Raw genomic sequence first — 23,651 nt, 5'->3', positions numbered from 1 at the left:
TATGTATAAACATAAAAATATTTATATTGGAATAACGATTATTTTCCTTTTCTTGATGAGTTGTGAGGAGAGTGAGCGTTTTGAAATAGGTTACAGTGATAATATATCTCCGGCTGCTCCGGAATTTCTGAAATATAAACCCACTTACGGTGGAGCACGTATATTTTTCAACCGGCCGGATGATAAAGATCTGTTATCAATAGACGCGACATATACAAATGAAAATGGTAAAGAAATGTGGTTTTCCGTTTCTTTCTATTCGAGTTATATTGATGTGTATGGGTTTGCAACCGAACGGCCCTATACCGTAGAGCTTTTTGCAGTTGACCGTGCAGGGAACAGATCCGATAAAATTCCGATTGTGGTGGAACCGCTGCAACCGGCCGTAGAGCAGGTGGCAAGCACGGTTTATTGTATTGCGGGATTCAGCTCTTTCTATATCAACTGGGAAAACGGATTGATGCAAAGTATGAATATCTTTTTGGATTATTCATACAAAGATGCAAATGGTAATTTAAAGGAAAGCCATTTGATCTATACTTCCCGTGAAGCAGAAGAACGTAAGCTTATACGCGACCCCGGATTCACGGCAAAAGACCCTGTTTCAGTAAGGATTCGCGTGGAAGATGAATATGGGAATAGTAGTAAAACATTGAATATGAGCATATTAAATTTACTAGAGGATGAACTGATACCTAAAGCTGCATGGCAGATCCCCGGAACAAACGATTCTACCATTGTAAACAGATATGGTGAAAGGGTCAATACTGGCATTCCGATGGGTTTCTTTAATGCGAAAGAAGGGCGCGACTATATGGCCATCGACGATATTATTAACGATGGGACCTATGTAAACTTTACACATGCTGATTACATGGGCCGAACGGGTAACCCAAAGGACGGGAGTATGCCCTGGAACTATATTATAGATTTGGGGGACTATTACGAGCTGAGCAGAATCATTACCCACCAGCGTTATACCTATACCGGCGCCACGGAATACAGCGGAAGAATGGACTATTACCGTAACGAAAACGTGGGAACCTATACGATGTGGAGGTGGGATGATGATACCCAGGCATGGGACTCGATCTCATACCATAAAATCACATTCCCTGCGGATTTGCCCGACAGGCAGTACCGGCTTTTAGGACGTCAGGGTGATATGGCGTATATGTATCCCGATAATCCGAAATTTACGAAACCCACCCGTTGGTTCCGTTATGAAGCGCTCACCGGATTCGGTGATAACTACAAGGCGCTTAACGGCAATTGTTTGTCCGAAATCACTTTATACGGACGGAAATCGGAAGATTATTAATGTTAATAAATATTGTAATCATATGAAACGAGCATGAACATCAGCACATCCAAGATGATGATTAAAAGCGAGTTCCATATGACACCTTTGTAAATAAATAATTTTAGTCATATGAAAGTAATTTTGAAGAATAATCAAAAATCGTTGCCTATTAATTGTTTTGCCGCCATTATAGTGTTATTATCTATATTAATCGTCAATTATGCATGTGAAGAAAATATGTATGATACACTTGAGAAGTTCGCTACGGAAGAAACGGTTTATCCAGCCGCTTTCGACACAATTTATGCCACAATAGGATATGAACGTGTGGAAATCGATTTGCGAAAAGACGGACGGATACCTGCCGGTAAAATAGATATGAGTAAGGCTAAGAAAACGGTTGTTGTATATGATGAAGATTCTCCTACGCCAACCGTTATAGTGATTGACAGCGTTTGTTCTTATGTCAATGTGACCGGTTTAACCGAACCTCGCCTTTATCGGATAAAAATCTATACCGAAGATGAATATGGCTCCCGCTCCATTCCCCAAGAGGTGTCGGTAGTACCATATACTTCTTACGACAAGGAGGTCTTGGTACATGGAATTTTGGATCCAACCACCTCTTTAGCCCCTAATGCTTTGGTTATGGAGTGGCCTACCGGATTAAATACTATTATGATGGAATATCACGGATTAAGTTATGAGTATGTAGATCAGGACGGAGAGAAAATTTCGGGAACACGTCTTAAGAATCCCCGGATTTACAGCAGTAATCTTCCTGCGGGAGAGGAAGTTACTTTCAATGTGAAATATAAAGTGCTTCCCATTCTGGATAATGAGGTTAAGTTGCTTGATACGATAGAGGTCGATAAGCCGTTTATAGTTCAAATGCCGACTCCTGACCAACAATTCATACCGCAAGAATTGAGTATTTTAAGAGCCAACGGTATCAACACGTTCACTGCGGAAGTCGTGTCGGACATTACGGAACTTACTTATCCGATGAATATGACTACTTTTGCCGATTTGTTTTTCTTCCCCAACATTCAGATACTTGACCTGACCGGTTATGGATTAAAAGGGATACTGGAGACTTATACATATTCCAGGAATAATGTAACCAGTATTGCGGGTGGAGGTGTATGGCAGAAGTTTATGATGCCGGTCGACAAACCGGCCCTCATAAAAGCTCCCGAAAGCCTCCAGACATTAGAGGATATGATTGAGTCGGGACAAATTACCAAAGTCCGGTATATCCCTAAATCAATGGGTTTCGATTTTGATGCATTCCTTGCACCCTATGTAGAATTGGGAATTGTAGAACTGCTTACTAACAATCATCCATTCTTCCCCGACCGGATATTTATTGAACCCCAGTTTTTTGTCAATGGTACGGTTCAGACTACCAGTTTTAATATGAATTTATCCTATTCAGGTGAATTCTTACCGCGACCCGGCCTGACTGATATTTCTAAATTTAATCCCAATAACGATATCGTAAATGGAAATCAGGTTAATTTGCATTTAGATCAGTTAATCCAAAACGACGGGAAAAATATTTACCGGGGAGTGATCGTCTCTAAAAATGCTTCCTTCTTCTTTTGTTTGCCCAGAGAGTGGCGATATGATAACGTGAAGTATCCTTATTTGAAGTTCAAGATGTTTATCGGGTGCGATAAATCATTGGTAAGCAATGTGGCCGGTAATAATCACCATATATTCCGCGCGCCATGGATCCGGCCTATGAACAAAGTATGGTCATCATTTAATGACGGTGACTATGGACAGGAAGAATGGAGTACGGGTACGCTTCCACCATTGACTGATGACGAAATTCAAAATATCTGGCGTGAATATACTGTTAATATGAGTGGCAATGACGGAGGGGATAACTCGAATCGGCGTAACCGGGTATATGTATTCAATATAGGGCATGAAGGCTCGGCAACCTGGAGTTACAATCCCAATAACCAGATTGTAGTATATTTTGCTGATATCCGATTATGTAAAACAGCGAATGATTAACTATTTAACGATTTTTATAAAACATGAATGCATTTAAAGTATACGTAACATCAATATGCCTAACGGCTATCTTATTGTCTGTTTTCTCATCCTGCAAGGATGAGGACGGTCCGGATAATCGGGGAATAACAGATGAAACATATAAACCGGTGAAACTAACACCGGTTAGCGGATTGAGGGTTGCCTGGGATTATAGTTCTTTGACGAAGTTGGCAAATAAGGGGAGTTCCCTTAAAATGGTAAGAATTTCCGAACAAACACTTGTTGGAGTATATGAATCGGATTATTCGATCTATGCGATTATAAGTAATGACAACGGAATAACCTGGGGCACGCCTATGACATTATTCGGGAAAACAACCCATCAAGGCACACATGGTGAGCAAACCATTACTTATACTGACCTGATGACCCAACCTTCGATTACTCAATTGAGCAATGGAGATCTTGTTGCCGCTTGTGGTGTGATTTATAAATACACGATAGACAATATTGCAACAGAATTTCCTGCGGCAATCCTGACAAGGCGTTTCTCTATTGACGGTAACTTGGAAACCATACAACAAGTATATTCCAACCTTGGCTGTGAAAGCCCTGCTTTATTGGAACTTCCTGACGGAGAGCTCCAACTCTATTTTGCCAACAGTACTACATCTGAAACAGTGGAAATAATAAGTTCAACGGGACTTTTTATAACTTATGGTGAACAACAAATAGAGATGATTTATTCTAGAGACGGAGGAGCAACCTGGTCCAGTTATATAGGTGGATTTGGCCCTGACGGTATCGAGAAAAGATGGACGGGATCAAAAATCATATCCTATCGATCGGGCAAAATTAATAACAGTCCTTCGGTAGCGATACTGGGAGACAATATTGTATTGGCCTATGGAGACAACAGGAATGTAACCTTTAAACCATATATTGTCAGGACATCTTTAACCGATAGCTGGCCATATCCGGTGAACGGAGATGCCCCTGAGCGTGAATATGCTTTTTATGAGATGCTACCCGAAAAGTATTTTATGGGTTACCCCGGTTTATTGACACTACCATCCGGTGAATCGTTACTGGCTTATGAAACAGATGCCGATAGAGACGAGGGTTGCGAGGCGCTCGAAGTTGCCATAAGTGACAGGAATGCACTTGATTTTACAAAGACAACACGTCCACTGGGCCTTACCAAGAGTATACGTTCCGTGATGAATTCTTTGATGTTGTTTGATGATAAGACTATAGTCGCATTGACAACTTCCAATTATCAGTCTCCTTCTGCTGATGCGCCCTGGTATATAAAGGGATATCTCATGAATGATTTGATTATCAGTGATGTGGATATTACAGACTATCCTCTGTTTGTGGGTGGTTTATCTGAAGCCAACGTGAGGGTTGGACTGGGAGTTGACGGGTCTCATTTATTTGTCGAAGCCAAAGCAATTGACGCCACTCCTGTTTCAGCGACTGCCGGTTCACTGGAGGGGGATGGCATATATTTATATATTGATGCGGCTAACCTTTCGTTGCTGGATGTTGATACCGGTATTTCCAGGTTGTGGATCTCTGCAGAAGGTGATGTCACCCGGTGGGATGGCAAGGAGGGAGAATGGCATCCCGTTTCTTCCGGAGGTATTTCTGCTGTCTCAATAAAAGATGAGTTTGGATATACCCTCTCAATTACAATACCCAAGTCATCACTCACGAATTTCAATAATAGCGGGATCCGTTTTGGAGTTGGCCTTTCAGATTACTCGGATATGACAAAAGGCACGATCGAACTCTTGTCGCAATGTAAAGATCTGCGTTCGAGCTCCTGGTTAGGCATTAAGTTCTGATACAGTTTGAATCACCTGACCAGGATATATCGGATTAATCTTGTAAAGAAGTTTAACCCTCTGAACTAATAATTTGTAAAAGCTGTCTTTGTGAAAGGACAGCTTTTTTTCATCATTGGCTGGTGGTACCTACCATGTTTCCAATTCCTGTCATATTCTAATAAATTAATTATATGGCAATTCATTATACCAGTTGGTATCGTATTTGCAAATTATGATGTAAATTTGCTGTAGGAAGGGAAAAATATAAAATTTATAATATCATACAATTAAACTTAGTCCATAATGAAAAAGTTACTATTCTTGTGTTTCGTCCTCTTTGCTCTTTTTTGTGTTGAATCCTGCCAGGTGAAAAAGTCAGGTAGAGTTGATATTGTCGGTGGGAATATTACCTTTGCAACTGGTCAGTACGGATTATTATTACAAAATATCGAAAATCCAGCAAAGTTGCAGAACCCGAAATCATTTATCGATGGAGAAATAAGATTTATTCCTCCCCAGGAATGGACATCCGGTTTTTTTCCCGGCAGTTTGTGGTATATATATGAGTTGACCGGAAAGGAAGAGTGGAAGAGTGCAGCCATAAAGTATACCGAGATGTTGGACACAATTCAATATTTCACGGGAAATCATGATATTGGATTTATGATAGGTTGTAGTTACGGCAATGGCCTGAGGCTTTCGGGGAATAAAGATTACAAAAAGGTGATCGTACAGGCAGCAAAATCATTATGTACACGTTATAATCCGGCTGTGGGGTTGATCCAGTCATGGAATGCCAACCGCTCACGGGACTGGGAGTATCCTGTGATTATCGATAATATGATGAATCTGGAATTGCTCTTCGATGCGACTGAACTTTCGGGAGATTCTACTTTCTACCATGTGGCGGTGACCCATGCCGACAATACCCTCAGGAATCATTACAGACCCGATTACAGTACATGGCATGTGATTGATTATAGTAAGCAGGACGGGTCGGTAAGGCACAGGAATACCCATCAGGGATATTCGGATGAGAGTGCCTGGTCGAGGGGACAGTCGTGGGGTATTTATGGTTATGTGATGTGTTATAGGAAAACAAAAGATCCTAAGTATCTGGCACAGGCAGAAAACGTGCTTGAGTTTATAGCGAATCATCCCAATTATCCTGCCGATGGAATTCCTTATTGGGATTTTGATTCACCGGATATTCCGGATACTTACCGTGATGCTTCTGCCGGATCGATCCTTGCTTCAGCTCTGTATGAGTTATCTACTTATTCGAAAAAGAGAAACTACAAAGAATGGGCGGACAAGATAGTGAATACCCTTTCCGGTCCTGATTTCAGGGCTTCTTTAGGTGAAAATGGAAATTTTATCCTGATGCATTCCGTAGGAAGTTTACCGCATAATTCAGAAGTGGATGTTCCGCTAAATTATGCCGATTATTATTTTCTGGAAGCTTTAAAGCGTAAAAAGGAACTGGAAAAATAACATAACCCCATTCCGGATATGATGAAAACGATTCTATTGTTTTTTTCTTTTTGGATTTCTTTCTCGATTATCTCTTATAGTAAGGATAAAGAATCGGTATACCCCGGTGAGAAAAATGGACATCCCCGTATCCTGCTTCTGGAAGGAGAAGAGGAACAGATAAAGGATTTGATTGATTCCGATGCCACCTGGAAGAAGATGCATGATGCTATCATTTCCGAATGCAATGCAATGATTACTCAACCGGAGTTGGAAAGGGTAATGGTTGGAAGAAGATTGCTGGGCACATCAAGGGAACTCCTGAGAAGAGTTTTCTTTCTCTCTTACGGATATCGTCTCACGGGTGATGTACGGTACGCCGATAAAGCCGGGGAGGAGATGTTGGCAGTTTCCCGATTTTCGGATTGGAATCCGTCTCATTTTTTGGATGTGGCAGAAATGACGATGGGAGTTGCTATTGGTTATGACTGGTTGTATGCCGTGCTTACGGATGATGCCAGGAGGGAGATACAGGACGCGATAGTCGAGAAGGGGTTGAATCCCTCGAAGGAGAGTAAACATAATGGTTGGTTACGGGTAGAGAATAATTGGAATCAGGTTTGCAATGCCGGAATGACGTTTGGAGCTTTGGCCATCATGGAAGATTATCCCGATCTTGCCAATGAGATAATTGAGAGGGCTTTCAATTCGATTCCCCTTTCTATGGAGTCATACAAGCCTGATGGCGTATATCCTGAAGGATATGGATATTGGGGATATGGCACCACCTTTAATATTTTGTTTATAAATGCTGTTGAAAAGGCTTTGGGTGATGATCGGGGCCTTTCATTGACGCCGGGGTTCTTACAGTCTGCTGATTTTTTGAAGCATATGATTGCTCCGGGTAGGAGGAACTTTAACTGGTCCGATAGCGGACTGGGAGCCAATCTTAGTCCTGCCATGTTCTGGATTGCGGAGAAAACAGGTGACCCATCGGTATTATGGTCAGAAAAACGGTTTCTGGAAGTAAGTGATTTCTCAAAATTGAAAGGAATAAGAGAGCTGCCGGCTATTATGGTATGGGCAAAGAATATACCATTGAATCATATAACAGCGCCGAAAGAGAAATTCTGGATGGGGCAGGGGATTAATCCGGTAGCCATGATGAGGACATCATGGACCGATCCCAATGCTATTTATTTGGGTTTTAAGGCCGGTTCCCCCTCAGTGAATCATGGGCATATGGATATCGGATCGTTTGTGATGGAGGCCGATGGTGTCCGTTGGGCTTCAGATCCGGGAATGCAAAGCTATGAATCGCTCGAATCCAAAGGCATGAGTATTTTCGGAAGATCCCAGGACGCACAACGATGGACAATTTACCGGATGAACAATCATTCGCATAATGTGATTACGGTAGACAATCAGTTACAGCAGGTGAAAGGTTATGGAAAAATAGATAAATATTCCGATCACACCCGGTTTGCCTATGCTGTATCGGACATCACTTCGGTCTATGAAGGCCAGATGAAAAAAGTAGAGAGAGGGGTAGGGATTAAAGATGAAAAGTATGTGGTGATACGTGATGAATTGGAAACCCTTGGCAAAATAACAAAGGTGAAATGGGCCTTTTTCACTTTTGCAGATGTTGAACTCGGCGATAAATCGGCTGTCCTGACACTCAACAATAAGAAATTACATCTGAAAGTCTCGGGGCCTGCCAATATTGTGATGAAGACATGGTGCACTGATCCGGCGAACGATTACGATGCGGCTAATCCTGGAACGGTGATGGTTGGCTTTGAATGCGACATTCCTGCAGATTCAAGAGAGTCTGTAGAAGTGCTGTTGATTCCCGAAAAGGCTGTGGATACCGCTGTCTTTCCAGGTAGGATGCTGGAAGAATGGTGATAGTGCCGGGTGGAGAGTCTGTTAAGGATACCGGAAAATAATATTAATTTCTGTAGTTCAGAATGTGAGGGTAAATTTGGCTAAGATACCTTTATGGTAAAAATGGTTTTCATTTACCTGCTTGGGGATACGAAGTTTTTCATGTAATTTTGCACCTTGTACAATTAAAGCAAAAACAGAAAAATAATATGATCACTTCCAAAGAGATTAGACAGTCGTTTAAAGATTTTTTCCAGACGAAAGAACACCGGATCGTGCCTTCGGCCCCTATGGTGATAAAAGGTGACCCCACACTGATGTTTACCAATGCGGGGATGAATCAGTTCAAGGATATCATTCTTGGAAATGCGCCGGTAAAGGATCCCCGTGTGGCCGATTCACAGAAGTGCCTTCGTGTAAGCGGCAAGCATAACGATCTCGAGGAGGTAGGACATGATACATACCATCATACCATGTTCGAGATGTTAGGCAACTGGTCGTTTGGCGACTACTTCAAAAAAGAGGCTATTGCATGGGCATGGGAATATCTGACGGAAGTACTCAAATTAGATAAGGAACGGTTATATGTCACCGTGTTTGAAGGATCTGCAGAAGAGAATCTCGAACGGGACAACGAGGCTGCGGCTTATTGGGAAGAATACCTGCCTAAACAGCGGATTATCAATGGTAATAAACATGATAATTTCTGGGAGATGGGTGATACAGGTCCTTGTGGACCCTGTTCCGAGATACATGTCGATATTCGCCCCGAAGAAGAAAGGGCCAAAATGGATGGATTACAGCTTGTAAACCAGAGCCACCCTCAGGTGATCGAAATATGGAACCTTGTATTCATGCAGTATAACCGCAAGGCGGACGGTTCGCTGGAGCCGCTTCCGGCAAAAGTAATCGACACCGGGATGGGTTTCGAGCGGCTTTGTATGGCGGTACAGGGTAAGCTGTCGAACTACGATACTGACCTGTTTCAACCGGTGATCCGCAAAATAGGGGAGATCAGTAACGCCTTATATGGTGAAGATTCCTCGAAAGATGTGGCGATGCGTGTTGTGGCCGACCATCTGCGTACCATCGCTTTCTCCATTACCGACGGCCAACTCCCGTCGAATGCCAAGGCAGGTTACGTGATCCGTCGTATCCTCAGACGTGCGGTGCGCTATGGCTATACTTTCCTGGGAATGCACGAATCGTTTATGTATAGATTGATCCCCGCCCTTATCGAGGTGATGGGAGATGCCTATCCCGAACTGATAGCACAGCAGGGGCTCATTGAGAAGGTGATGAAGGAAGAGGAAGAGTCATTCCTGCGGACACTGGAGACCGGTATCCGGTTGTTAGAGAAGAACCTGCCTGAAGAGCAGGGTGGGGTATTGAGCGGAGAGGTGGCTTTCCAGCTCTATGACACTTTCGGTTTCCCGTTGGATCTGACGGAACTGATTCTGCGTGAACACGGTATGACGGTCGACATATCCGGTTTTAATACCGAAATGGAGAAACAGAAACAACGTGCCCGTAATGCCGCTGCGGTAGAGACCGGTGATTGGACTAAAGTGCGTGATGGTGAACCGGAATTTACCGGTTATGACGAAACTGAAACCGAGACCCGTATCCTGCGTTATCGTGCAGTAAAACAAAAGAACAGGGAATTCTTTCAGATTGTACTTTCCCGTTCACCCTTTTATGCTGAGATGGGGGGACAGGTAGGTGATACCGGTTGGCTGATTCCCGAAGAAGGCGAGAAGATCGATATTTTTGATACCAAGCGCGAGAATAATCTTGCCGTGCATTTTACGCGGAAATTACCGGCTGATATAGAAGGGACTTTTACTGCCCGGATCGATACTGAAAAGAGGACGGCTACCGAATGCAATCATACGGCTACCCACCTGATGCACGAAGCACTTCGAGAGGTTTTGGGTACGCATGTAGAACAGAAAGGATCGTATGTATCCCCGGAACTGTTGCGGTTTGACTTCTCCCATTTCGGGAAGATGACTCCTGAAGAGATCCGTAAAGTAGAGAAGCTGGTAACGGCAAAGATACGGAGTAATTATCCGATTGAAGAGCATCGCCATGTACCCATTGAAGAGGCAAAAGCCCAGGGAGCAATGGCGTTGTTCGGTGAAAAATATGGAGATGATGTGCGTACGGTGCGCTTTGGCTCCTCTATCGAACTATGCGGTGGAACACATATCTCATCTACCGGACGTATCGGTACTTTCCGTATTATTACCGAGAGCGCTATCTCTGCCGGAGTGCGCCGTATTGAGGCGGTGACGGCAAAGGTCTGTGAAGAGTATCTTTATGCCAAAGAGGATGTATTGCTCGAGATAAAGAGTGTATTCAATAATGTGCCGGATGTGATGCAGGGAATCCGACGATTGCTTGCCAACAATGAGGAGATGGAGAAAGAGATACGGGAGTATGTGAAAGAGAAGACCGAGCAGTTGAAGCAACGGATTATTGATAAAAAACAGGATATCCATGGTATTACCCTATTTAAGCTGATCATGCCGATGGGACCGGTGGAGGTGGTCAAGGATATCGCTTATCAACTGAAAGGGCAGTTCCCGGAGAAGATGATGTTTGTAGCCGGGACTGCTACAGATGGAAAACCAAGCCTTACTGTTATGCTCACCGATGATCTTGTAGCCGCAGGTTTACATGCCGGAAATATGGTACGTGAAGCTGCCAAACTGATACAGGGCGGCGGCGGCGGACAACCTCACTTTGCTACCGCAGGAGGTAAGAATCCCGACGGGGTGATTGCAGCTGTGGAGCAGATCGTACAAAAGTTAAACGAATATTAGTGCTTCGCTGATAATGCCTTCGGCGTTATTCGGTAATTTTTCATTCACTTCGTTCATGTTATTCGGTAGTAACAACTGAATCACAACCAAACAACAACCGAATTACAATCGAATAAGTTCCAGCACCCGTCTCCATGTATTCGGGTGCTGCTTTTTAAACAGCTGTACTTTGTGATCGCGCCGGGTGGTTTTCCACCATTTGCGCCAGTAGAGGGCAAAATAGAAAGTGGCCGGCATCAGGATGAAATAACCGAGTGTAAGGAGCCAGTTCTTTGTTACGGCTCCGAGGATGAGCGACTGGATCAGGTCGAATATGGGGATAAAGAAGAGCCCTGATGCGTATCTTGCCGACGGGATAAACTGTCTATCCTTAAACAAACCCGATAATTTCTTATTGATGAGGATGGGGAAGATACCATTCAGAAATCCTAATAATGCTATCGGTGACGAGAGGATAAGCCCTATCAAGCAAGTAAAAATATTCCATGCGGGAAATGGTTCCCGGAGACGGTCTTTTGTATTGAGACCGTGTTTTCTCAGGATAATGAGGGCTTCCCGAAAAGCGGCTATTTTTTCATCAAAGAAGGCACGATTGCTTTCGTACATCTCATCCAACCTCCTTACGATATGGAGGGCTGCCTGTAAAAAGCCATCTTTTCTTCCAGAAAATTTCTCCTGTGCGATCCGGTCGCCATTCCAGTCAATAGCGTGGAGATACTCGTCATAAAACTCATCATTCCATATATTTACCACCATCGACTTGAGCCGTGTCTCCAGATCTTGTCTTAACTGGTTGATCGCCAGTGTGGGGTTTTCATTGTAGATATCCTTGTAATCGGATACCTCAATGGGGGTACCGAAAGTGACATAAGCATCCGACAGGAAACCAAAGATATCCCGGTAGTAGATGGAGACGGGAACGATCTGGCTTCGCAGTTGAAAGTCTACAGAGGCTTCGGTGGGCAGCACAATGCGGGGAACAGCCTTTTGTATGGGAAGCAACGACTGTTTGGGATTATGCCTTGCTTCGGGAAAGAGCGCGAGCGGATTGTTCTTCCGCAGGATGCGTGCGGCATTGTCGAAGATCTCGTTGTTCTTGTCCAGATTATCTTTCCCATCACGGATACGGAAGACCGGCATGATACGTAACCCTCTCAGTAACCATGCCACAAAGCTTTTTTTAAAAATGTCGGCACGTGCCAGGAAGACGATCTGTTTTAGGTGATAGCTGGAGAAAACCAACATCAATGCATCTATCAATGCATTGCGATGGTTGGGTGCGAAAATGACAGCCCTTTTCTTCGATACATTTTCCTTTTTGCCAATGAAAACCAACTTCCTGAAGTTCAGTCGGAGAGCAGTATTCACCGGTATCTTGGCCAGCGTATAGCGGAAATCGTAACGGTATAACATATAGGTTGCTTGTTTGGATTGAACGAAATAATGATGACTGATGTGGATTGTTCTATTGTATTACGGCGGAAGTGATCACTCGTCTTCTCCAGTAAAATGCCAGCAGTAGTCCGGCAACGATATGCCATATGCCCCACCATGCAGCAATAAAAGCCATTCCTCCCAGGTGCAGTTCCGGTGGAAATATCCTTGGGTTGAAAATCAGTGCTAGCCCTAATCCGGAGTTCTGGATACCGGTCTCGATAGAAATGGTCCTGCAATTTATTTCACTTACTTTCAGTGATTTGGGTAATAGGTATCCACTTAGGAAGGCCAAACCGTTATGAATGAGTACCAGGAAAAATATCAGATGGATATATCGGAGGAACAGGTCGAAATTCCCGGCAAGCGCCGCTACTATGAAACCCACGAAAAAGATGACAGAAGCGGCTTGTACCGATTTATCCACTTTTCTTGTGAATTTCGGGAATTTCATTCCTACGAACATGCCCAGGATTACCGGTATTCCCAGTATCAGGAAGACCGTTCGAAACATCTCCACAGGATCGATTGAAATGGGTACCAACAGGGGTGAATGTTTGGCGTAAAGTCCACCCCAGAAAGCAAAATTGAAAGGGGTCATAAAGAGGCTCATGACGGTGGTAATAGCCGTCAGGCTGACTGACAGGGTAACATTCGATTTTGATATGGAGGAGATGAGATTCGATACATTACCGCCGGGACAGGCAGCCACGAGGATCATCCCCATCGCCACGGCTGTGCTGGGACGCAGGATGATTACCAGCAGAAAAGTGAGTGCCGGTAACAGTACATACTGTGCAATGACTCCGAGCAACACCGGTTTAGGGTTGAATATTAATATTTTAAAATGCTGAGATTTAATGCTTAAAGCCACTCCGAACATGATGAAGGCAATGGCTATATTCATCAGATTGACACTCTCCTGATTAAAGTTCAGTCGGATCGTGTCGAGTTGTTCCAGATTCCCGAAAAGGGAGAGTAATGGAGTAAATTGCATTGAATGACTGATTGATTTTAAGTTGCAAAGTTAGCATTTCCTCTAAGAAATACTAACTTTGTAGTACATCTAAACAGAATTTTCTATGAGTACACCTCTTGCCGAACGGCTCCGGCCGCAACATCTTGACGAACTGATCGGACAATCACATCTGATCGGTAAGGGGGCGGTATTGCGACGGATGATTGACTCGGGGAGAATCCCCTCCATCATTCTATGGGGTCCTCCCGGCGTAGGTAAAACCACCCTTGCAAATATCATTGCCAACACATTGAAAGCTCCTTTCTACAAGTTGAGTGCCATCAATTCCGGCGTGAAGGACGTCCGTGAAGTGATTGAAAAGGCAAAAAATAACCGCTTTTTTGAATCCGCAGCCCCGATACTCTTTATCGACGAAATCCACCGTTTTAGCAAGTCACAGCAGGATTCACTGTTAAATGCTGTGGAGACGGGTGTTGTCACGTTGATTGGCGCCACCACTGAGAATCCTTCGTTTGAGGTGATCCGCCCGTTGCTTTCCCGTTGTCAGGTGTATGTGTTAAAGCCGTTAGAGAAAAAAGAACTGGAACAATTATTGAATCGGGCGCTTACGGAAGACCTTATCCTCAAAGAGAGAAAAATAGAAATTAAAGAGACTGATGCATTGTTTCGTTTCTCGGGAGGTGATGCCCGGAAGTTACTCAATATCCTGGATTTGACGGTGGCATCCGACAGTGATGAGGCAATTGAAGTCACCGATAAGATGGTGACAGAACGGTTGCAGGAGAATCCGGCCGCTTATGACAAGGGAGGGGAGATGCATTATGATATCATCTCTGCTTTTATCAAATCGATAAGGGGTAGTGATCCCGATGCGGCAATCTATTGGTTGGCCCGGATGGTGGCAGGTGGGGAAGATCCCAAGTTTATTGCCCGAAGACTGGTCATCTCGGCTGCTGAAGATATCGGTCTGGCGAATCCTAATGCGTTGCTGTTGGCCAATGCCTGTTTCGAATCGTTGCAAAAGATCGGCTGGCCGGAAGGACGTATTGTATTAGCGGAAGCAACCATCTATCTTGCCGCTTCCCCTAAGAGTAATTCCTCTTGTATGGCCATTGAAAACGCTATGGCTGTAGTAGAACAGACCGGCAACCTGCCCGTACCGTTACATCTGCGCAATGCACCTACCTCGCTTATGAAAGAGCTCAATTATGGGAAGGAATACAAATATGCACACGATTATGAGAATAATTTCGTGAAGCAGGATTATCTTCCTAAAGAGTTGAAGAATAGTCGTTTGTGGGAGCCTCAAACTAATCCTGCCGAATCGAAAATGGATGATTTAATGAAAAAACTCTGGGGGAGGAATAAATAATCACCTCTCCTCCTTATCACCTGTCCACTTTATTTAATACCAACTCGCTCCACGATCATAAGGTGAGCTACGCTGTTCCCACTTCAAATCCTGCAGTAATGAGGATTCGGCACGAATAGTGAAATTATAGGATTTATAAGGGCCGATAGGAATAAAACTGGCTGACATGTTCCAGCAATGTAGATTACGGGTGAGTGTACAGTTGATGTTGGTAAATTTCTTCTGATCGAAATTATAATCGGTATTGAAAGTGAGGTTCCAGTTTTTGGTTGGTTGCATGGAGCCACTTAGTCCAAAATTATGGGTGAGTTTACCCTCATATTCCAGACGTTCCTTGTTGAATTCTCCGTAACTGTATCGTAAAGAATAGTTAATCGAGATATTCCAGTTTATGTCGTTTTTCAAATAACCGTCACTGTCAAATTCCCCTGCAGATTCATCAGATTGACTCATCATACTTCTTCTACCCCCTTCTTCGTAGGGATTTGCTCCCATCGTACCATCGTCCGGCAAGTTGCTCTTATCAGGCTCTTCTTCCTTTTCGGTGGATTTGTCACCTCGGTTGAACAATTTTTTGAATGTATCCTTGTTCAGGGAGTAAGAGAAAGATGTGCCGGTGCTCTTCAGTTTACCGAAGCCTCTGCCATTGAAAACCCTCAGTTTATCTACCCTCTGGGGAGCTCCGTTATGATCCAGTTCATAGAGGTAAGGATCCCAGATGGCATTCAGGCTGAGCGTATAGGATTTGGATAATTTCAGACGGACATTGGTATTGATATCACTCCATTTCATGGAGTCGGCCATCATGTTGTAACCGAAGCTAATCCCGAGGTCATCGATCAGGCTGATCTTGCGGACTCCTGTCGAATCTTTATCGGAAAGGACTTTCATCTCAAGGTTATTCTTGAAATCGAAATTGATATTTCCACTTTGCCCTGTGGGGGCGGTTCCGAACATCATGGTGGAGTAGGGGGAATAGGTATATTCCACATCTTCACCGTATTCGTTTTTATAGCTGTAGGTCTCAAAGAAGTTATATCTCGGATCGCCGAAGTCGGGTCGATAACTCAGACTGACACTGGGAGAAAATACATGTCGGATTGCCTGTACCTTATCCCCGAAAACTTTCCAGGGTGTATACATCCCGTAGAGCTTTGTCTGTGCACTGATCGAGGTGCTATAGTCATATACACGCTTCAATCCGTGTATTGTATCCACTACGACATGTCTTTTTGCGATGGGGTCCCAGGCTTGTTTATGTGCACCGGTGTACCAACGTTCGTTATAATTGAACGAAGGTGATATCTGGATGAAGTCGAGTAGGGTGAAGGTTGCAGTTACCGGAATGTTATGACGCATACCGTTTGTCCAGTCTTTTATGATGTTTGCTTTCAGAAATTTATCCTCCTTGGTAGTGATGGAGTTACGGAATTCACCTGAATAACTCATCGATATTTTCTCATACCATCGTTCACTACCTACCATATTCTTTCTTTTAAAAGGACTGACACGGCTCATATTGATGGATAGGTTGGGTAGTGTAGCGGCAATGGTGGAGTCGCGTGATACCTGGTTGACACTCATCGTGGCCGACATGCTCCATGGTGAGTCGGGGAAACGTTGGGTAAGGTTCACACTCGAACTTTTGGTGTTGTTGGATGCTTCCCGTTTGTAGAGACGACTAAGATCCCTATGATTGTTCTTACTGGTAGAGAAGTTCACACTTGCCGAGAGAGTACGGTACATGTTGGCTTTCGGGTCCTGCGAATGAGTCCAGTTAATGCGCAGGTCTTTCGCCTCGGAATAGGCGTCCGGTACCACCTTCTTCAGTTCTTTCTCTCCGGTGACCGTATTGAGATAGTACATATTCAAGTTGCCGGAATATTTATACCGTTTACGGTAATTGGAGCGAATACCGGCTCCCCATGAGCCCTTCGTATAGATTTCTCCCGTAAGGGCAAGATCGATATAATCACTCAATGCGAAATAGTAACCTCCATTTTGAAGATAGAACCCACGAGTCATTTCGTCACCGTAACTCGGCATGATAATACCCGACGAATATGTTTTTGTGAAAGGGAAAAAGGCGAAAGGCAGTACAACCGGAAAAAGAGGAACATCGGCCACTACCAGCCAGGCGGGTCCGGTAACGACATCCTTTTCGGGACGTACCTTTGCTTTTGAGAGGTTCAGGTAAAAGTGCGGATGGGCATTTCCATTGGCATGATGATCGCATGTAGTATACATCGCGTTCCGCATATAGAAAGAGTTGTCGGGATTCATCTTTGCCTCGTTGGCTACGATATTCCCCTCTCCCTGTTGGGTGACCACGTTATGGATAAATGCTTTACGGGTCTCGAAATTATAACGTACTTTTTTCATCTCATATTCCATTCCCCCTTCCGAAAAGACAGGATAACCAAACTCTTTCCCTGTGGAGTCTACTCCGAAGGTAGATGAAATGATATTGCTGTCCAGATCCATGGTGATAAATTCACCTTTGATTGCTAAATTCCCATATTTGACATCCGAATCCCCGTATAGGAACCCCATATTATTACCGGTAAATACCATAGAGTCTTTAGCGGTATAAAATACGGATGTTTCCAATACCTGTTTTTTAGTGATGGTGTCGGGTTTGGCTGTGAGTGAATCTGGTTGCGAGGAGGTGGACTGAGGTCTGGGTATTTTGAGGGAGTCGGTGGATACAATTGGTAATCCAATATCTCTTCCACCGATTGTATCTCGAATTGTTTCCTTTCCGTAAGAAAATCCCTTGACCATATCGGGATAGGGGATTGATCCCAATGAAACGGTTCGTACTGCCGGACTTGCTGCTGCAACTGCCTTGAATGCAAAGAAGTTTTGCAGAAAGAGAATCAGTACAAAATATATAAGTATATATCGTAATAGTTGCCTCATGCAGAATCAGCAGTTAGCGTATGGTTTTGAACGCAAAACTACACATTAATGGATTAATTTGCAGCAAAAATAATAAAAAGAAACTTAAGACTGGCCGATTAGTTCCTTTTTAAGCAGATCAAATTCATTCGGCAACGGGATCGATTGTTTTTTGTTGTGGGTGAAAGCTGCCAGTGCATCCGGTACCTGTATGGGAATTCCGGTGCATGCTTCTACTGTCTCTCCAAATTTGGCCGGGTGTGCAGTGGCGAGGAATATGCCTGTTTCGTCTGCTCTTTTCCCTTCTTTTAGTGCCAGGTAAGCACATGCTCCGTGTGGATCGAGCAGGTAGCCCCGCTGGCGATAAACATTCCTGATAGCCGCTTTAATCTCTTCGTCATTATATCGATACGATGAAATCTCTTTGGTGATTGCTTCGTGAGAATGTCCGTAGAGGTCGAGGATACGGTCGAAATTGCTGGGAGCTCCCACATCCATGGCATTGGCAATAGTCTGTACGGATGCTCTGGGCCTGTATTGCCCTGTTTGCAGATACTCCCTGAAAACATCATTCCGGTTATTGGCTGCAATAAATCTATCCACCGGCAATCCCATTCGCCTGGAGAAAAGTCCTGCGGTGAGATTCCCCAGATTGCCGCTGGGTACCGATATCACTGTCTTTGTGAATTCAGTCTGCCGTAATAATTGCGCGTAGGCCCAAAAGTAATAAAATGATTGCGGTAGGAAACGTGCCACGTTGATGGAGTTGGCAGAAGTCAGATTCAGTCTGGCATTCAGTTCCTCATCCATAAAAGCTGATTTTACCAATGCCTGACAGTCGTCAAACGTACCGTCTACTTCCAGTGCTACTATATTTTGTCCCAGGGTAGTGAACTGTGCCTCCTGCGTTTCACTTACTTTCCCGGAAGGATATAACACAAATACCTTAATCCCTTCAACACCTAAAAAGCCGTTAGCGACCGCACTGCCGGTATCGCCTGAGGTAGCCACCAGTACTTTTACCTCTTCCCGGCGCTCCCTGACAAAATAGGAAAGTATCCTTGCCATAAAGCGGGCCCCCACATCCTTGAATGCGAAAGTGGGTCCGTGAAATAGTTCAAGCACGTAGATATGCTCTTCCACTTTTTTGAGTGGTATCTCAAAATTCAAAGTGTCGTTGACGATAGCATCCAACTGTTTCCGTGGGATATCTTCGCCGAAAAATGCGTCCGCCACAGTTCTGGCGATCTCCTGCAACCCTGAATTTTTCAACTCATCGAAAAATTCTTTAGGAAGCCGAACAATTTTTTCAGGCATATATAGCCCTCTGTCAGGTGCCAATCCTTTTACTACCGCTTCCTGCAAGGAGGCTATGGGAGCTTTTTTGTTTGTACTGTAATAGATCATAGAACTAAGACTTTTAGAACCAAGATTTTTAGAATCAAGACTTTTAGAACCAAGATTTTTAGAGTCAAGACTTTTAGAACCAAGATTTATAGAGTCAAGACATTTAGAACCAAGACATTTAGAACTAAGACTTTTAGAGTTAGGATTTTTAGAATTAAGAATGAATTCAACTTCTTCACTTCTCAATCATCAAATCACCTTTCCACTAACCACCTATCCACCTTGAAAGGACTGCTTTCATAAACTGGTCGCCATAGAGTAGGCCATAACTACCTTCCTTCGCCGCAAACTCATCGTATACCTGCACGCAGTCGGGTTCAATATCCCGATGATAGATCAGGAACGGAATAGGCTCACGGGTATGTGTCCGTATGTCGCAAGGAGTGGGATGGTCTGGCAGGATAGCGATGGTGACCGGCTCGTCCCATTGTGACGTCTCTTCATAGATGGTCTTGACAATGCGTGCATCGAGATACTCGATGGTTTTCACTTTCAATGCAGCATCCCCTTCATGTCCTGCTTCATCACTCGCCTCGATGTGGAGATAGACGAAATCTTTTTCTTTCAACGCTTTGAGCGCCGCCGCCGCTTTTCCTTCGTAATTGGTATCGTAAAGGCCTGTAGCACCTTCCACCATAATCACTTCCAACCCCGCATAGACGCCAATCCCTCTGATCAGGTCTACTGCCGAGATTACAGCACCGCTTCCGATCGGGAACATTTCGTTGAGAGGTCTCATCTTAGGTCGCGATCCGGGCGACCAGGGCCAGATGCTGTTAGCCGGTGCTTTCCCTTCGGCTATCCTTTTTGCGTTGATGGGATGGCCTGCCAGTATTTCCTGGGAAGTAAAGATCAGATTGTTTAAAGCTTCAGCAGTGGGTACAGCTTCTTCACAATCGGGCTGGATAAGGTGAGGCCGGTATGGCTGTTCCGGAATATCGTGGGGAGGAGTACAGCGAAGCCTTTTGTCCCCGCCTTTCATTTTCAACAGATGGCGATAAGAGACGCCCGGGTAGAAACTGAATATGTCGTTTCCCAATTTACTGTCAAGGAAACGGATCAGTTCGGCAGCTTCAGGGGTAGAGATATGTCCGGCTGAATGATTGATCAGCAGGTCGTCATCGAGACAGACCAGATTGCAACGCATTCCGATCTCTCCCGGCAGGATATTAACACCCATACTGGCCGCTTCCAGCACACCCCGCCCCTCATATACGGATGGGACATCGTATCCCATCACCGAGAGATTGGCGATCTCACTCCCCGGTGCAAACCCATCAGGAACAGTATGTAGTAGGCCGTTCCTTCCTTTTTTTGCCAGCAGGTCCATATAGGGTGTGGCTGCTGCCTGAATGGTTGTTCTGTTTCCCAGTGCCGCAATCGGTTCGTCGGCCATGCCGTCGCCGAGGATTATTATATATTTCATTGTAATTCGGTTGTAATTCGATTGTTATTCAGTTGTTATTCAGTTGTTATTCAGTTGTTATTCAGTTGTTATTCGATTGTTGTTCGGTAGTTGTTCGGTTGTATTTATCCCGCAAGACGGGAAATAACATGAATGAAGTGAATGAATAACTACCGAATCATCCCGCAAAGCGGGGAATAACTACTGAATAACGGCGCAGCCGAATAACTATCGAATATTTGCAATTGAGATGATATCTGAAAATACGCCAGCAGCCGTTACACCGGCGCCGGCGCCGTAACCTTTGATCACCATCGGATATTCGTTATACCGTTCGGTCGTGATCATGATGATGTTATTACTCCCTTCGAGATCGTAGAAAGGATGTCCTTGTTCCACCTCCCTCAGTCCTACTTCACAGTTCCCGTTGTCATACGATGCCACGAAACGCAAGCGTTTGCCTTCTTTCGCCAGTTCTTGCCGGCGGGCTTCGAACGATGCATCCATCTCCGGGATGGTCTGCCAGAACTCATCCAGCGATCCGTTAAAATATTTCTGGGGTACGAAGAGGTTTTTCTTTACGTCCGACTGGTTTATGCCGGCGCCTGCTTCACGGGAAAGGATCACTAACTTACGTGTCACGTCCAGGCCACTTAGGTCAATCCGCGGATCGGGTTCGGCAAACCTGGCATCGACAGCCATTCGGATCGCTTTGCTGAATGGAATATCTCTACTTAACGTGTTGAAGATAAAGTTCAGTGTGCCGGAGAGCACTGCTTCCAGTTTTACGATCTTATCTCCCGAGTTGGTCAGTGAGTTCATCGTGTTGATAATAGGAAGACCCGCTCCCACATTGGTTTCGAAGAGGAACTTCACGCCTGCTTTGCGAGCGGTTTCTTTCAGATGGCGGTAACTCTCGTAGTCGGAGGAGGCAGCAATCTTGTTGGCAGTAACCACTGAGATGTTTTTAGCCATCAGTTCTCCGTATAGCTTTGCGATATCCGTACTGGCCGTACAATCGATAAACACGGAATTGAAAATATTCATTTTGAGAATCTCATCACGGATTCGCTCGGGAGAGCTCTGGATACCGTTAGTCATCAGGTTCTCGAAATAGCCGTCCAACGGAATTCCTTCACGGGTAAACAAGGCCTTACGACCGTTGGCAATACCTACTATATTGATTCGTAGTTTGTTTTGCTCCTTGAGAGTAGTTTGTTGTCGCCTTATTTGCTCTAACAGGTTGCCACCCACCGTGCCGGTACCGACGACAAACAGGTTCAATTCCTGGTATTGAGAGAGGAAGAAGGAGTCGTGGATCACGTTGAGAGACTTTTTCAGATCGGATTTGGCAATCACACAGGAGATATTGGTCTCACCTCCTCCCTGTGCCAATGCCACAATGCTGATACCATTCCGTCCTAGAGCGCCGAAGAATTTTGCAGCAATACCGGGTACATGCTTCATGTTCTGACCGACAATAGCAATAGTTGCCAAATCATATTCGACGATAATATCGTTGATACTTCCCATTTTAATCTCATGGGCAAATTCTTTTCGGAGTACCTGTTGTGAAAGGAGTGCATCCTGTGAACGCACGCCAATAGAAGAGCTATTCTCCGATGATGCCTGGGAAACGATGAAGACGCTGATCCCGTTGTCGGCCAGCGAAGAGAAGATACGTTTGTTTACACCGATAACACCTACCATTCCTAATCCCTGGATGGTAATCAGGGCAGTATCGTTGATCGATGAAATGCCTTTGATAATCTTTCCGTTGCGGGAGGATTGGATATTCCGGATAAGAGTACCTTCAGCCTCCGGGTGAAAGGTATTTTTAACCCGTATGGGAATATTCTTGTGATAAACCGGGAAGATGGTAGGAGGATAGATCACTTTTGCACCGAAATTGGTCAACTCGATTGCTTCGGTGAACGATAACTCGTCGATGACATAGGCTGAGTTGATGATCTTCGGATCGGCCGTCATAAATCCGTCCACATCCGTCCATATCTCCAGGACCGATGCATCCATTGCGGCTGCAATGATGGCAGCCGTATAATCGGAGCCACCCCTTCCCAGATTGGTGATATCGTTATTGTCGTTGCTCGAAGAGATGAATCCGGGTACGACCGCTACATGGGGAGGCGGCATTTCGGAAAAGGTTTTTCTGATCAGTTCGTTTGATCGTGTCAGGTCGGGGATATGATTATGAAATTGCTTGTCTGTCTTGATGAATTGGGTGGCATCATATAGCTGAGCCTTGTCGATCACCTTGCTGATAATCAATGAAGAGAGGCGTTCACCGTAACTGACGATCTTGTCGGAGGTCTTCTGCGACAGGTCGCCGATAAGGAATACCCCTTGCAGGATATTACGCAACTCTTCGAATAACCGGCCGGTCTTCTGTTTTAGTTCTTTACTGTCTTCCGGGGAGTCTACCATCTTTTCAATCAACTCCGTATGTCTCAGGATTATTTCTTCGACCAGTGGTTTATAGCCGGAGTTGCCTTTCAATGCGAAATCGGCAGCCAGTAACAGACGGTCTGTCACACCTCCCAGCGCCGAAACGATCACAATGACCGGCTCTCTCTCTTGTTCTATGATCTCCTTGACTTTTTGTAAGCTATCGGGATCCCCTACGGATGTTCCCCCGAATTTCATCACCTTCATATAATTATATTTTTTTAAGAAACCTGAAGTAAAGAAACGGTAGTCTGAAGACTTCCTCTTTTCTTTATATTCTTTGAGCTATTTTTTTGTGTGGAAATAGACCGGTTCGGTCGTTGGATAAATTCGACTCCTGCCTGGTTATCT

13 protein-coding genes are annotated in these 23,651 nt (G+C 44.6%); 7 read left to right on the top strand and 6 right to left on the bottom strand.

From position 1 onward, the window contains the following. Position 1: 1 nt before the first annotated feature. The 6 genes from VB073_RS00610 (at position 2) to alaS (ending at position 11,336) form a co-directional block, all read left to right on the top strand. Positions 2-1,321, top strand: coding sequence for a DUF4959 domain-containing protein (locus tag VB073_RS00610; protein ID WP_323402192.1), 1,320 nt, complete (start codon positions 2-4; stop codon positions 1,319-1,321). Between the two features lie 111 nt (positions 1,322-1,432). After that, a complete protein-coding gene (locus VB073_RS00605; protein WP_323402191.1) occupies positions 1,433-3,331 on the top strand; it encodes a DUF4998 domain-containing protein in 1,899 nt (632 codons plus the stop codon). A 23-nt stretch (positions 3,332-3,354) separates the two neighbouring features. After that, a complete protein-coding gene (locus tag VB073_RS00600; protein ID WP_323402190.1) occupies positions 3,355-5,163 on the top strand; it encodes a hypothetical protein in 1,809 nt (602 codons plus the stop codon). A 285-nt stretch (positions 5,164-5,448) separates the two neighbouring features. Beyond that, on the top strand, positions 5,449-6,639 hold the full coding sequence (locus VB073_RS00595; RefSeq protein ID WP_323402189.1) for a glycoside hydrolase family 88 protein: 1,191 nt from the start codon (positions 5,449-5,451) through the stop codon (positions 6,637-6,639). Between the two features lie 18 nt (positions 6,640-6,657). Continuing rightward, on the top strand, positions 6,658-8,529 hold the full coding sequence (locus VB073_RS00590) for a heparinase II/III domain-containing protein (protein ID WP_323402188.1): 1,872 nt from the start codon (positions 6,658-6,660) through the stop codon (positions 8,527-8,529). A 188-nt stretch (positions 8,530-8,717) separates the two neighbouring features. Then, complete coding sequence (alaS, locus tag VB073_RS00585) at positions 8,718-11,336, top strand: alanine--tRNA ligase (RefSeq protein ID WP_323402187.1); 2,619 nt, start codon at positions 8,718-8,720, stop codon at positions 11,334-11,336. A 102-nt stretch (positions 11,337-11,438) separates the two neighbouring features. On the opposite strand, the gene VB073_RS00580 is transcribed toward alaS, so the two are convergent. Beyond that, positions 11,439-12,749 carry a 1-acyl-sn-glycerol-3-phosphate acyltransferase gene (locus VB073_RS00580; RefSeq protein WP_323402186.1) on the bottom strand — a complete coding sequence of 437 codons (1,311 nt, stop codon included), beginning with the start codon at positions 12,747-12,749 and terminating at the stop codon, positions 11,439-11,441. A gap of 52 nt (positions 12,750-12,801) precedes the next feature. Beyond that, the gene (locus VB073_RS00575; protein WP_323402185.1) at positions 12,802-13,767 is read right to left on the bottom strand and encodes a bile acid:sodium symporter family protein; all 966 of its coding nucleotides are present in this window, start codon (positions 13,765-13,767) and stop codon (positions 12,802-12,804) included. An 85-nt stretch (positions 13,768-13,852) separates the two neighbouring features. Here VB073_RS00575 and VB073_RS00570 point away from each other — a divergent pair, with 85 nt between their 5' ends. Beyond that, the gene (locus VB073_RS00570; protein WP_323402184.1) at positions 13,853-15,121 is read left to right on the top strand and encodes a replication-associated recombination protein A; all 1,269 of its coding nucleotides are present in this window, start codon (positions 13,853-13,855) and stop codon (positions 15,119-15,121) included. A gap of 33 nt (positions 15,122-15,154) precedes the next feature. Here VB073_RS00570 and VB073_RS00565 read toward each other — a convergent pair whose 3' ends face one another. The 4 genes from VB073_RS00565 to thrA all read right to left on the bottom strand — a co-directional run bounded on the left by VB073_RS00565 (position 15,155) and on the right by thrA (position 23,507). Beyond that, positions 15,155-18,043, bottom strand: coding sequence for a putative LPS assembly protein LptD (locus VB073_RS00565; protein WP_323402183.1), 2,889 nt, complete (start codon positions 18,041-18,043; stop codon positions 15,155-15,157). A gap of 84 nt (positions 18,044-18,127) precedes the next feature. Beyond that, the gene (thrC, locus tag VB073_RS00560; RefSeq protein WP_323402182.1) at positions 18,128-19,429 is read right to left on the bottom strand and encodes a threonine synthase; all 1,302 of its coding nucleotides are present in this window, start codon (positions 19,427-19,429) and stop codon (positions 18,128-18,130) included. 205 nt (positions 19,430-19,634) lie between these two features. Then, on the bottom strand, positions 19,635-20,855 hold the full coding sequence (locus VB073_RS00555; protein WP_323402181.1) for a cofactor-independent phosphoglycerate mutase: 1,221 nt from the start codon (positions 20,853-20,855) through the stop codon (positions 19,635-19,637). Between the two features lie 207 nt (positions 20,856-21,062). Further along, entirely contained in the window at positions 21,063-23,507 is a 2,445-nt protein-coding gene (gene thrA, locus VB073_RS00550; RefSeq protein ID WP_323402180.1) for a bifunctional aspartate kinase/homoserine dehydrogenase I, read from the bottom strand. Positions 23,508-23,651: the final 144 nt, after the last annotated feature.

It is taken from the genome of Proteiniphilum sp. (assembly GCF_034927365.1).
In the GTDB taxonomy this organism is placed as follows: Bacteria; Bacteroidota; Bacteroidia; order Bacteroidales; family Dysgonomonadaceae; genus Proteiniphilum.
The sequence above is the reverse complement of the archived record's forward strand: the minus strand, read 5'-3'. Positions and strand labels throughout refer to the sequence as shown.